The organism is Streptomyces sp. LHD-70 (assembly GCF_031157275.1).
GTDB lineage: Bacteria > Actinomycetota > Actinomycetes > Streptomycetales > Streptomycetaceae > Streptomyces.
The window spans coordinates 178,218-190,429 of sequence record NZ_JAVIFW010000003.1; the positions used below are offsets into that span (position 1 = coordinate 178,218).

The following is a 12,212-nucleotide window of genomic DNA, read 5'->3' on the forward strand; positions in this document are numbered from 1 at the left end:
GGAACTAACCCAGCCTGTCCGGCGCTTGAGGGCAAGCCCCCGGGGCGGCCGACGGCACCGAGCCAACGGTGCGAGGACAGCCCCGGAGACTCAACCCTTCCGCCCCCGATGCCGGTAGAACTCAGCGGTGGACGGCGCCAGCGGCGTATTGCCGAGAATCAGATCGGCCGCCTTCTCGGCAAGCATCATGACCGGCGCGTAAATGTTGCCGTTCGTCAGATACGGCATGGCCGAGGCGTCGACGACGCGCAGCCCCTCGACTCCGTGGACCCCCATGGTGGTCGGGTCCGTCACCGCCATGTCGTCGATGCCCATCTTGGCCGTGCACGACGGGTGGTACGCGGTCTCTGCGTCCCGGGCCACCCACTCCAGGACGGCCTCGTCGTCGCTCACCTCCGGGCCGGGCGACATCTCTCCCGCGTCGAACTCCGCGAAGGCGGGCTGCTTCAGGATGTCCCGGGCGACCTGGATGGCCTCGATCCACTCCTTGCGGTCGTTGGGCGTGGAGAGGTAGTTGAACCGCAGCGCCGGGTGCTCGCCCGGATGCCCCGACTTGATCTTCACCGAGCCGCGCACATCGGAGTACATCGGCCCGATGTGCACCTGATAGCCGTGCTCGGCGTCCACCGGCGTGCCGTCGTAACGCACCGCGATCGGCAGGAAATGGAACATCAGGTTGGGGTAGTCCACCTCGTCGTTCCCGCGCACGAACCCACCGGCCTCGAAGTGGTTGGTGGCCGCCGGGCCCGTATGGGACGTCATCCAGCGCATTCCGACAGCGGGCCGATTGCGCCATTTGATGAGGGGGTTGAACGAGATGGGCTGCTTGGAGGCGTGCTGCACATACACCTCCAAGTGGTCCTGGAGGTTCTCGCCGACGCCCGGCAGTTCATGCACCATCTCGATGCCGAGCCGGGTGAGTTCATCGGGATTGCCGACACCGGAGAGCTGAAGGAGCTGCGGGGTGTTGATGGCTCCGCCGGAGAGGATCACCTCGCCGCCGAACACCTCCTTCTGCTGCTTTCCGTACCGGCGATAGGCGACACCGACCGCCCGCTTCCCCTCGAAAAGCACCCGGTCCACCTGCGCGAAGCACTGCACGGTGAGATTGGCGCGCTTCATCACCGGATGCAGATACGCCTGCGCCGCGGACCACCTGCGGCCGTCCTTGATGTTGCGGTCGAAGCGGGCGAAGCCCTCCTGCTTGTAGCCGTTGACGTCCGGAGTCAGGTCGTACCCGGCCTGCTGAGCGGCCTCCAGGAACGCCTCGAACAGCGGGTTGTCCGCCTTCCCGCGGTCCAGCCACAGCGGGCCGCCCTGACCGCGCCATTCGTCGGCGCCGGCCGCGCAGTGCTCCATCCGCTTGAAATACGGCAGGCAGTGCGCGTAGTCCCAGGTCTCCATTCCTGGATCGGCGGCCCAACGCTCCAGGTCCATGGGATTTCCGCGCTGGAAAATCATTCCGTTAATGGAACTCGAACCGCCCAGCAACTTGCCGCGCCCGTGACTGACCCTGCGGCCGTTCATGTGCGGCTCGGGCTCCGACTCGTAGCACCAGTCGTAGAGCGGATTGCCGATGATCATGGTGAGGGCGGCCGGCATGTGCGTAAGCACGTCCCACTTGTAGTCCGGCCGTCCGGCCTCCAGGACCAGCACCCGGTTGGCGGGGTCCGCGCTCAGCCGATTCGCCAGGGCGCACCCCGCAGAGCCGCCGCCGACAATGATGTAGTCAAATTCTGCCCGGCCCATGTCGCTCCCTGGTTTCTCGTCGAACGTCTCGTTGCACGCCCCCGCGGCACGCGCCCAACGTAATGCGTAATCAATTCATCGCGCACAACGGAAGAGCCGAATCCGGCGCAACCGAGAAGGGAATTCCCACGTCCAGTCTGTATATCGACGGAGAGTGGGTGGCGGCAGCCGGGAGCCATGCGCGAGATCATCAATCCCTACGACCAGTCCGTGGTCCGCACCGTGGCCGAGGGGGGCCCGGCCGACGCCGAGGCCGCCGTGGCCGCCGCGCGGAAGGCCTTCGACGGCGACACCTGGCCGTCCTGGACCCCGCGTCGGCGGGCCGAACCGCCGCGCCGTACGGCCGAGTTGCTCCAGCGGGACCGCGAGGAGATCGCCCGCCTCTGCAAACGTTCCGGCACCGGGGCCCTTAGGCCCTGTCTTCAAACTCCCGCCTGCCCCGAGACGCCCGGCACGTACGGACCGGCGCTTGAGGGCGGTGCGGACCACCCGGTCCCGCACCGCCCCCGCCTCGGGGGCCACGCACCGTGAGCGGTCGGCGCGCGATTGTCAGTGCCGGGTGCCACGCTGAACTCACCGACGACCCACGGAAGGAACCGCTTCATGATCACTACGGACTTCGCCAACGGCGCCCCCTGTTTCCTCGACCTCGGAGCTCCCGACGTCCCGGCCGCCACGGCCTTCTACGGCGCCGTGCTGGGCTGGGACTTCGAGTCCATGGGCGACGGCGGGGACATGGAGGGAGGCATGTTCCGCAGCGACGGCAAGCTCGTCGCCGGGCTCGGCAAGCTCACCGAGGCAGGCGCCCGCTCCGCCTGGATGATCTACTTCAAGGTCCCCGACGCGGACGCCGCGAAGCAGTCCGTCGAGACCGCGGGCGGCACCGTCCGGGTCGAGCCGATGGACCTCGAGGACTGGGGCCGCATGGCGCAGTTCAGCGACCCGCTGGGCGGCCAGTTCGCCGTCTGGCAGCCGGGCAAGGACTCCGGCGTCGAGAAGGTGGACGAGCCGGGTTCGCTGTCCTGGACGGAGCTCTACACGACCGACGCCGCGGCGGCGAAGGAGTTCTACACCAGCGTCCTCGGCTGGCAGTACAGCGACATGGACCTGCCCGGCGGCGGAGGCACGTACGTGCTCATCACCCCCGCCGACCAGCCGGAGGAGCGGATGCACGGCGGCATCATGCAGATGCCCGCCGAGCACCTCTCGCTGGCGAACGGCAAGCCGTACTGGCACCCGGTCTTCAACGTCACCGACTGCGACGCCGCGGTCGCCAAGGTCACCGAGAACGGCGGCAGTGTGCAGATGGGGCCGGAGGACGCGGAGGGCGTCGGCCGGATGGCGGTCTGCGTGGACCCGGCCGGAGCGGACTTCGTCGTGCTCAAGCCGTCCGAGAGCAGCTGATCCTCGGGCGCGGATGTCGAGAACGCCCGGCCGGTTCCGCCATGGACGCACCAGCGTGCCGGACGGGCCACTCGACGCCACCGACGAAAGAGCGATCGCGATGGAACCGACCGAGATCACGGAGGTCCTGAACCGGCCGATCAGCCAGGATCTCCTGGCCCGCGCCCTGACGCGCCTGGCCTATGTCGCCAAGGACGGCACACCGCGCTGCGTCCCGATCGGGTTCACCTGGAACGGCTCGGAGCTCGTTCTCTGCACCGCGAAGAACGCCCCGAAACTGCACGCGTTGCGCCAGAACCCGATGGTCGCCCTGACCATCGACACCGAGGTCCACCCGCCGAAAACTCTGCTCATCCGCGGGCGTGCCGAGCTGGACACCGTCGACGGCATCCCGGACGAGTACGTCCAGGTCAACGGCAGTTACGAGATGACACCCGAGCAGCGCGTCGAGTGGGAGGCCGAGGTCCGCTCGCTCTACGACGGCATGGTGCGCATCGTCATCACGCCGACGTGGGCGAAGCTCATCGACTTCGAGACGACCCTGCCCAGCGCGGTCGAGGAGCTGATCCGGCAACGCGCGGAGCGCCAGCGGGCCTGAGGGCTCTCGGTGCGCCGCCCCACGAGGCTGTACGGAGGAGGGCCCGGCCGGTGCACACCGGCCGGGCCCTCCCGTCGTATCCGGGGGGCTCACTCCTTGCGGTAGCCGTACGCCTCGCGGGCCGCCGTCTCCACCGCGTTCAGGTCCGCGCCCGCCGAGGCCGTGACCACCGCCGCGACCGCGCCCTCCACGAACGGGGCGTCCACCAGGCGTGCGCCGTCCGGGAGTTCGTCGCCCTCGGCGAGCAGGGCCTTCACGGTGAGCACCGCGCTGCCCAGGTCGACCAGGAGCGCGACGCCCGCGCCCCGGTCCACGGAACGGGCCGCCCGCGCGATCAGCTCCGAGCTCGTACCCAGGTCGCCGCCCTCCGTGCCGCCCGCCGCCGCGACCGGGGCCGTGCCGGCGCCGCCCGCGAGGCCGGTCGCCAGCTCGGCGACGGACGAGGCGACGGCCGCGCTGTGCGACACCAGGACGACGCCCACCTGCTTGCCGTCGCTCATACGGCGCCCCCGGCGGTCTCGGCGGTCTCGGCGAGCGCGGTGAACAGCAGGGCCGAGGACGTCGCGCCGGGATCCTGGTGGCCGATGCTGCGTTCGCCCAGATAGCTCGCGCGACCCTTGCGGGCCTGCAACGGAATCGTCGCCTCCGCTCCCTTGTCGGCGGCGTCGCGCGCCGCGTCGAAGGAGGCCGGCAGGGCGTCGACCGCCGGAATCAGCGCGTCCAGCATCGTCTTGTCGCCGGGCGCGGCCCCGCCGAGCTTCGCCACCGCGTCGACGCCCGCGCGCAGCCCCTGCGCCAGCTCCTCGCGCGACACCTCGCCCGCGTCGCCGAGCGTCTTGCCGGTGGTACGGAGCAGCGTGCCGTAGAGCGGGCCGGACGCCCCGCCCACCTTCGAGATCAACTGCCGCCCCGCCAGGGCGAGGAGAGCACCGGGCGCGGTGGCGTCGCTCCCGTCGAGCGCCTCGGTCACGGCCGCGAAGCCGCGCCGCAGGTTGGCGCCGTGGTCCGCGTCGCCGATCGCCGAGTCGAGCTCGGTCAGCCGGTCCGCCTCCCGGTCCACGGCCGATGCGGCGGTGGTCAGCCAGCGGCGGAAGAAGTCGCCGTCGAGCACGTCGAGCACAAGTCCTCCAAGTTCGGTGGTCACCGGCCTGTGCGAGCTCCGGGTTCCCTGGTCACATGCCCCAACGCAGCCCGGGCGTACGCACCGGAGCGTCCCACAGGCCGAGGAGTTCCTCGTCGATCTGGCACAGGGTCACGGAGGCGCCCGCCATGTCGAGGGACGTCACATAGTTGCCGACCAGGACGCGGGCGACGGCGACGTTCCGCTCCGCCAGGACGCGCTGCACCTCGGCGTGGAAGCCGTACAGCTCGAGCAGGGGCGTGGCACCCATGCCGTTGACGAGCAGCAGCACCGGGTTGCGCGGCCGCAGGTCCTCCAGGACGGCGTCCACGGCGAAGTCGGCGATCTCCCTGGACGTCATCATGGCGCGCCGCTCCCGGCCCGGCTCGCCGTGGATGCCGACCCCCAACTCCAGCTCACCGGCAGGCAGTTCGAAGGTCGGGCTGCCCTTCGCGGGTGTCGTGCAGGCGCTCAGGGCGACGCCGAGGCTGCGGGAGTTCTCGTTGACGCGCCGCGCGATCGCCTCGACCCGCTCCAGGGGCGCCCCGGCGTCGGCGGCCGCGCCCGCGATCTTCTCGACGAAGAGGGTGGCGCCGGTGCCGCGCCGGCCCGCGGTGTAGAGGCTGTCGGTCACGGCCACGTCGTCGTCGACGAGGACCTTGGCGACCTGGATGCCCTCGTCCTCGGCGAGTTCGGCGGCCATGTCGAAGTTCAGCACGTCACCGGTGTAGTTCTTCACCACGAACAGCACGCCCTTGCCGCTGTCCACAGCCGCAGCCGCCCGCACCATCTGGTCCGGCACGGGCGAGGTGAACACCTCCCCGGGACAGGCCGCCGACAGCATCCCGGGCCCCACGAACCCCCCGTGCAACGGCTCGTGCCCGGACCCGCCCCCGGAGACGAGCGCCACCTGGTCGGCGACGGGCGCGTCCCGCCGTACGATCACCCGGTTCTCGACGTCGACCGTCAACTCGGGGTGCGCGGCCGCCATCCCGCGCAAGGCGTCGGCCACTACGGTCTCGGGGACGTTGATGAGCATTCTCACGGGTACCTCCGACAGATGTGCGGGGTTCGGCGGGCTGATACCGAGCCGATGCCGCGTCTGGTGACGGATCGTCAGGTGTTGGGCTCGGCTCACGGGCCTCAGTATCGATCGGCTTCGGCCGCGGGTCACGGCTTTCGGCGGGCCGTCTGGAATGTTCTCGGTCGGCGCGCCTGCTACCCGGGACGAGCGGGTGCTCCCTCGCGACCGCAGCGGTGCGGAATCCGCAGTTGCCGCTGCTGGATCCGGGGGTGTTGGCCGAGCGTGCGGCCACGCGGTAGCGGTGGCAGAAGGAGTCGTGGCAGAGGTAGGAGCCACCTCGGATGACTCGACGGGTCCCGCTGTCGGGGCCTTGAGGGTCCTGGGCCGGCGCGTGGGTGTAGTAGTCGGCGGCGAACCAGTCCGCGCACCACTCCCACACGTTGCCGCTCACCTCGTACAGGCCGAAGCCGTTCGGCGGGTACGAGCGCACCGGAGCGGTCGCGAGCCATCCGTCGTCGCCCGTGTTGGCGTGCGGGATCTTCCTCTGGGTCCTCGTCATCCTGATGGCGGTCAACGGCGCCTTCCTCACGCTCCTTTACGGGACGTACGCCAAGGACGTCACCCGCGTCCAGGAGGAACCGGACCGGCGACGGACGGCAGCCCTCGCGCCCTGAACTGCGAGCCGTCGCATGAGCGTTGACGTCCTGACGATTCGGTGTGAGGAACGCCCGAGCGGCACAGAGCTCTCAGCGAACAGCCAGCGGACGCTTCCCCCGCAGGTCCTCCGCGTCGTACGACCCGGACCCGTCGGCCAGCGTCAGCGTGAACGTCGAGTAGACCTTCCTGCCGTCGACCGTCCTGGGGTCCGCGAGGCGGAGGGTGGCCTTCAGCGGCTTGTCCATGCACGTGGAGAGGCACCAGCTGCCGGTGACCAGGCCCGCGCCGACGGCCCTGCGGGCGTCCCACCGCGCCCAGTTGACGTCGTGGACGCTGGTGAACTCGGACAGCACCAGGCGTTCGGGGCGGCGCCCGGTGCTGGTCCGTGCGGTCTCCTCGCCGGAACGCTGTACGACATAGGGGGTCGCCGAGGACCGTTCGGCCCGGTCGCTCGTGCCCGGGGCGGCGTTCGCCGACTGGGGCGGTGCGAGCAGGGCGAGTCCGGCGACGGTGGCGAGTCCGGCCGTCAGGGCGGCGTTCGACCGGGGCTTCCTGGTCATCGTGGTGCGGTCCATGCTGCGGCTCCGTACGCGTGGGGGGCGACGACTCGGAGGAACGTGTGCTGGGTCTCTAAGTCGACATAGCGGGGGGAAAGTTATCGCGAACGTGCGCGGACACGATCCCGACCCGCCGTACCGGGCAATCCGTACGGAGCGCGCACGACGGCGGCGGGGCACGTGCGCCGCCGAGGCCCGCACGCGCCCCGCCGCAGGGCTTTCCGCCGGTGTCAGACGCGGTCCGCCGCGATCAGCACGTACTGGAACGACCCGTCCCTGTACGCGTTGATGAACGCCTCCTCGATGCCCGTGACCAGGGACGACGTGGCCCGCAGCTCCCAGTACGGGAGGGTGTCGGGGGTGAGGTCGACGACGGCCTGCGGGACGAGGCGGTTGTCGGCCATGGCGCGCAGGTACTCGCGACGCGAGTGGATGTTGCACTCGAAGTGCGCGTTGATCTGGGAGACCCACTTCGAGGGCTGGCCGTACCGCGGATTCCAGCAGCCGGTGATGGTCACATAGCGCCCGCCGACCTTCAGGACGCGGGAGTGCTCGGCGAACAGGTCGTGCAGGTCGACGTACATGGTCGACTCGTTGTTCCACGAGGCCGCCGCCTGGCCCGTCTCCAGGGGCGTGGCCAGCATGTTGCAGACCCGGGCGCGCACCCGGTCCTCGATGCGGAGTTCACTGGCGCGCTTGTTGGCGAAGTCGGCCTGCTTGGCCGACAGGGTGACGCCCTCGACCTTGCAGTCGAAGCGCTGGTGCGCCATGACCATCGAGCCGCCGCGGCCGCAGCCGGCGTCCAGGAGGGTGTCGTCCCGACCGATGTCCCCGAGGTGCCCGAGCAGGAGGTCGGCCTGCGCCGACTCGAGGCGGTGCAGTTCGGCGATGAGCTTCTTCTCGCTCTCGCTGTCCTCGGGGTCGCCGAGGGAGGCGTGGTCCACCTCGCCGATGCCGTAGTGGTGGTGGTAGAGACCGTCGACATCGCCGAGCCGGAGGTTCACCGGCCGCGCCTCACCGTCCCAGTAGCGGGCGATGTCCCCCTGGTAGGGCGTCGCCGGGCCCGGGATGCGCGGAGTGCCGGTGCCGGTGGCGGTGGCGGTGAGTTCGGTGCTGGTCACAGATGAATCCATTTCTCTAACCGGAACTTCTCTTACCAGAAGTCGGGCAGGCTGTAGCGGTAGGTGTTGGTCCGGTGCCAGTAGTGGTTGCCGTCGACCCAGGCGGCCACGCCGCGCAGGAAGCGCAGCACACTCGGCACCGGGCAGGCCGCCGCCAGGGACGCGGCCTCGGTCTCGAAGGCGTGCATGAGCTCGTTGTGGACCTCGACCGACTTCAGGTACCCGTCCTGCTCGGACAGGCTCTCCCGTTCGGCGATCACCACGGGCAGGTTCAAGTGCAGCCCGGGCGTACGGAGTTCCTTCGTGTACGAGTACAGGTCGTTGACGATCGTCGTCGCGTTGCCCGCGAGCGCGATGACCTTCTGCATCGCCTCCTGGGCGTGCAGGTCGGCCGGCAGTTCGTAGCCGCCGACGGTGTCGGTGATGGTCGGGCAGGGACGGAAGTTGTTGAACTGGCGCATCGCCAGGTACTCCCAGACCTCCGGGACCTTGTCCTCCTGCGCCCAGGCGGCCTCCGCGAGGTAGCCCATGTGCAGCCGCGCCATGTCGTGCCGGTACCGGTCGGCCTGGGCGGGGCTGCCCGCCTGGACGAAGTACTCCATGGCGGAGCGGTACGCGCGCCGGGGCGCGTCCGAGTGCAGCGACTCAGCCCACTGCGACTGGTACTCCCGCGTCGTGTAGAGGGGATCGAGCGCGGTGTGCGCGAGCAGCAGGCGCTCGCCGAGGCCGAAGGGCGATCCGCCGTGGTCCTCGCAGTAGCAGTCGTCCACCGCGTTCTCGGCCACCATCAGGCGGGTGGCGATCATCAGGTGGTCGACGGTGGGCGCGTCCGGATGGCAGGCGACCATGTAACGGCCCACGGAAAAACCGTCGAACTCCTCCTCCCAGTCGTCGGGATACAGCGAAACCTCGTCCAGGGCCCAGGACTTGATCCGCCGGCTGACCTCCTCGACCCGCACCGGATCGGGCTCGGGGATCGGGTGGAAGTAGAGCCCCGGGACGGGCCTCCCCTCGGCGGGGTCCGACGGTTCCGGCGCCGTCGGCGGTGCGCTGCGCGGCGTCAGGCGCAGGCCCTCCGTACCGAGACCGCTCGGGCCGGCAAGGACCCGCGCGAGACCCGCACCCGGAACCGGAGCGGGAGACGGTACGGGCGGCGGCGGTACGGGCGGCACGGCTGGGGCGGGCGGGGAAGGCACGGTGGGCCGGCCGCCGGTGACGGCCGTCATGTCGTGGACGCGGGCCGCCGCATCGGCGAGCACTTGCGCCCCGAGGTGAGACGCGGCGGCCGGCAGACTCGACGTCGGAGGTGTCGGCTCAGGCGCGGGCATCCGTTGCTCCTTGGGAAGATGGGCGGCAGTCCCGGGCCCCGCGGGCGGTGCGGGTGGCGGGGCGTCCGGGCGGTGCCAGTCGCCGCGCCGTGCCCGCGGGGCCGGGGCCGTTACCTGGACCAGTGGCCGATCTGCACGTTCTCCAGGACGCCGACCGCGTCCGGCACGAGGATGGCGGCGGAGTAGTACGTGCTGACCAGGTACGACGTGATCGCCTGCTCGTTGATGCCCATGAACCGGACCGACAGGCCCGGCTCCAGCTCGTCCGGCAGACCGGTCTGGTGCAGGCCGACGACGCCCTGGTTGTCCTCGCCGGTACGCATGCAGAGGATCGAGCTGGTGCGTTCCTTGGTGATGGGGATCTTGTTGCACGGCAGGATCGGCACCCCGCGCCAGGCCGGGACCTGCTGACCGCCCAGGTCGACGTGGTCCGGGTAGAGCCCGCGCGCGTTGAACCCGCGCCCGATCGCCGCGATCGTCCTGGGATGCGCGAGGAAGAACTTGGAGCCGCGCCGGCGGCTGAGCAGTTCGTCCAGGTCGTCCGGGGTGGGCGGGCCGGAGTGGGTCTGGAAGCGCTGCTTGAAGTCGGCGTTGTGGAGCAGGCCGAACTCCCGGTTGTTGACCAGCTCGTGCTCCTGGCGCTCCCGCAGCGCCTCGACGGTGAGCCGGAGTTGTTCCTCCGTCTGGTTCATCGGGTGGTTGTAGAGGTCGGCCACCCTCGTGTGCACCCGCAGAATCGTCTGGGCGACCGAGAGTTCGTACTCGCGCGGCTTCAGCTCGTAGTCGACGAACGCGCTGGGCAGCTCGTGCTCGCCGGTGTGGCCGGCCGACATGGCGATCTCCGCCTCGCCGCGGTGGTTCTGCGGCTGGTCGGAACGCGACCTGAACTCCTCGACGTGGTCCCGCAGTTGCGGTGCCGAGGCGAGGACCGCCGCGAAGTCCGCGCGGGACAGGGTCAGGAGGGTGCCGGAGGTCTCGGCGATCGCGGTGTGCTGCCACCGGGCGTCGTCGTCGAGCAGCGCGTGCTCGCCGAACCGGTCGCCGTCGGCGAGTACGTCGAGGGCGACCTCGTCGCCGTAACTGCCCTCGGAGGTCTGGCTGACGCGGCCGTGCGCGATCAGGTGGAGCTGGTCGGCGGGCGCACCGCGCACCACGAGCGTCTCGCCGCTGCCGAAGTCGCGCTGCACGCACCGGTCGGCGAGGGCCGTCAGCACGTCCACGTCGGCGTAGCCGCGCAGCAGCGCCAGTTCGCCCAGCTCGCGCGGGATCACCCGGACGTCGGCGCCGTCCTGGACGAACTCCACGCGCCCGTCGCCGACGGTGTAGCTGAGGCGGCGGTTCACCCGGTAGGCGCCGCCCTTCGTCTCCACCCAGGGGAGCATCCGCAGCAGCCAGCGGGAGGTGATCTCCTGCATCTGCGGGGCGGACTTGGTGGTGGTGGCGAGGTTGCGGGCAGCCGCCGTACCCAGGCTGCTTTGCCGAGGCGGCTCGAGGCGCGTTTCCGGGCTGGATTCGACAGTCATGTCGGACGAACTCTCCTTGTTCAAAGCGGAGGTGGCGCACGGGGGCGCCGCGGAGCGAAGAGGGGGGAGGGGGAGAGGGCGGGGCATGCAGGAGTGGGGCTTCGAGATCGCTGGGAACGCTAACGGCCGTTCCACCCGCCCGGCCATGCCGAATCGGCGACATTAACTCGAATCGATGATCATGCTCGTCCGGGTGTTTGCGCAGGTACCGATGAGATTCAGCCGGGTTCGCTCGGCCAGGTCCGCGATCTTGGGCGGCGCGTGCACAGCCAGGAGGGGGAATTCAGCCAGGACCGCGCTTTCCGCGCTTGACGTGGAGGGGCAAACGCATGCGGCGCCCGGAGGTCCGGGCGCCGCACGGTGTTCAGCGGTGGTGCTGCTCGATGCTCAGGGGTTGCACTGCGCGGGCCACGCCTGCTGGGACCACGCGACCCAGGGGCGCCACGACTCCAGGTTGTACGTCCCCCACTCGAAGGGGTTGAAGGCGACGTGGCAGCGCAGCTGCTCCTCGATGGTCGGCGTGAGCAGATGCCCCTGCGTCCCCAGTTTGGTCCGCATCTCGCTGGTGTGCGCGAAGTGTGCGGCCGGACCGCTCCACGCCCTGCCCCAGCCGGTCGGGTCGACGTTGATGACGTAGCCGCGCGGGTCCTGTGTGACCCAGGGCTGGTGCATCAGGTCCCGGCCCAGCCAAGGGTCCGCGACCACCGGGTACGCGGACTCGGGCAGCGCCCGGTGGTCCACTTCCTGGACCAGGGTGTTCCCCTCCACCTCGTATCGCGTCGGTACGGCCCGGCCCTGCGCGGTCTTGGCCCACGGGGCGTTGAACCCGCCGAGGAACTCGCCCTTCGCCCCGGTGATCGCGACACTGCCGTCCTCCCACTCGTCGAGCGAGGCCCCTTCGGGCACTTGGACGTCGTACGCGTAGGACTCGGGCGCCCGGCCGTGTTCGATGACGGTCGCGATCTGCGCCGAGCCGTCCCCGGCCGCCGGACGCGCCGGTCACGGCATCGTCGAACACCTCCGGCGCCACCCGCTCGATCGCCGCCTTCGCGTCGACACCACCGTCACCGGCTCCCGTGGTCGCCCCCGTCGGTACGGCGACGGACAGGGCCACCGTCAGCGTCGCGGCCA

General features: G+C 70.4%; 13 protein-coding genes and 1 pseudogene. 4 read left to right on the plus strand and 10 right to left on the minus strand.

The window, feature by feature from the left end; all coding sequences use genetic code 11:
- Positions 1-90 precede the first annotated feature (90 nt).
- Positions 91-1,749 (minus strand): choline dehydrogenase, encoded by a 1,659-nt coding sequence (gene betA / locus RCO28_RS08930; RefSeq protein ID WP_308940455.1) that lies wholly within the window; start codon positions 1,747-1,749, stop codon positions 91-93.
- 177 nt (positions 1,750-1,926) lie between these two features.
- Here betA and RCO28_RS08935 point away from each other — a divergent pair, with 177 nt between their 5' ends.
- The 3 genes from RCO28_RS08935 to RCO28_RS08945 all read left to right on the plus strand — a co-directional run bounded on the left by RCO28_RS08935 (position 1,927) and on the right by RCO28_RS08945 (position 3,751).
- Complete coding sequence (locus RCO28_RS08935) at positions 1,927-2,280, plus strand: aldehyde dehydrogenase family protein (protein ID WP_308940456.1); 354 nt, start codon at positions 1,927-1,929, stop codon at positions 2,278-2,280.
- A 72-nt stretch (positions 2,281-2,352) separates the two neighbouring features.
- A complete protein-coding gene (locus RCO28_RS08940; RefSeq protein WP_308940457.1) occupies positions 2,353-3,153 on the plus strand; it encodes a VOC family protein in 801 nt (266 codons plus the stop codon).
- Between the two features lie 100 nt (positions 3,154-3,253).
- Positions 3,254-3,751 carry a pyridoxamine 5'-phosphate oxidase family protein gene (locus RCO28_RS08945; RefSeq protein ID WP_308940733.1) on the plus strand — a complete coding sequence of 166 codons (498 nt, stop codon included), beginning with the start codon at positions 3,254-3,256 and terminating at the stop codon, positions 3,749-3,751.
- A gap of 89 nt (positions 3,752-3,840) precedes the next feature.
- On the opposite strand, the gene RCO28_RS08950 is transcribed toward RCO28_RS08945, so the two are convergent.
- The 4 genes and pseudogenes from RCO28_RS08950 to RCO28_RS08965 form a co-directional block, all read right to left on the minus strand.
- A complete protein-coding gene (locus RCO28_RS08950) occupies positions 3,841-4,251 on the minus strand; it encodes a PTS fructose transporter subunit IIA (RefSeq protein WP_308940458.1) in 411 nt (136 codons plus the stop codon).
- The gene (gene dhaL / locus RCO28_RS08955) at positions 4,248-4,862 is read right to left on the minus strand and encodes a dihydroxyacetone kinase subunit DhaL (protein WP_308940734.1); all 615 of its coding nucleotides are present in this window, start codon (positions 4,860-4,862) and stop codon (positions 4,248-4,250) included. Before dhaL ends, RCO28_RS08950 begins: the two co-directional genes overlap by 4 nt.
- Positions 4,863-4,923: 61 nt before the next feature.
- Positions 4,924-5,916 carry a dihydroxyacetone kinase subunit DhaK gene (gene dhaK, locus RCO28_RS08960; RefSeq protein ID WP_308940459.1) on the minus strand — a complete coding sequence of 331 codons (993 nt, stop codon included), beginning with the start codon at positions 5,914-5,916 and terminating at the stop codon, positions 4,924-4,926.
- A 268-nt stretch (positions 5,917-6,184) separates the two neighbouring features.
- Positions 6,185-6,385: pseudogene (locus RCO28_RS08965) on the minus strand (formylglycine-generating enzyme family protein); the annotation flags it as partial.
- Between RCO28_RS08965 and RCO28_RS08970 the strand changes: the two are divergent.
- Positions 6,336-6,569: a hypothetical protein gene (locus RCO28_RS08970; protein ID WP_308940754.1), complete on the plus strand. Its 234-nt coding sequence runs from the start codon at positions 6,336-6,338 to the stop codon at positions 6,567-6,569. The pseudogene RCO28_RS08965 and the gene RCO28_RS08970 overlap by 50 nt on opposite strands.
- A gap of 72 nt (positions 6,570-6,641) precedes the next feature.
- Here RCO28_RS08970 and RCO28_RS08975 read toward each other — a convergent pair whose 3' ends face one another.
- The 5 genes from RCO28_RS08975 to RCO28_RS08995 form a co-directional block, all read right to left on the minus strand.
- On the minus strand, positions 6,642-7,127 hold the full coding sequence (locus RCO28_RS08975) for a hypothetical protein (protein ID WP_308940460.1): 486 nt from the start codon (positions 7,125-7,127) through the stop codon (positions 6,642-6,644).
- 212 nt (positions 7,128-7,339) lie between these two features.
- Positions 7,340-8,230, minus strand: a complete 891-nt coding sequence (locus tag RCO28_RS08980; protein WP_374991124.1) for a geranyl diphosphate 2-C-methyltransferase — start codon at positions 8,228-8,230, stop codon at positions 7,340-7,342.
- A gap of 32 nt (positions 8,231-8,262) precedes the next feature.
- The gene (locus RCO28_RS08985; RefSeq protein ID WP_374991134.1) at positions 8,263-9,456 is read right to left on the minus strand and encodes a family 2 encapsulin nanocompartment cargo protein terpene cyclase; all 1,194 of its coding nucleotides are present in this window, start codon (positions 9,454-9,456) and stop codon (positions 8,263-8,265) included.
- A 212-nt stretch (positions 9,457-9,668) separates the two neighbouring features.
- Positions 9,669-11,081 carry a family 2B encapsulin nanocompartment shell protein gene (locus tag RCO28_RS08990; protein WP_308940463.1) on the minus strand — a complete coding sequence of 471 codons (1,413 nt, stop codon included), beginning with the start codon at positions 11,079-11,081 and terminating at the stop codon, positions 9,669-9,671.
- A 387-nt stretch (positions 11,082-11,468) separates the two neighbouring features.
- Positions 11,469-11,987: a DUF2599 domain-containing protein gene (locus RCO28_RS08995; protein ID WP_308940464.1), complete on the minus strand. Its 519-nt coding sequence runs from the start codon at positions 11,985-11,987 to the stop codon at positions 11,469-11,471.
- Between the last annotated feature and the right edge of the window lie 225 nt (positions 11,988-12,212).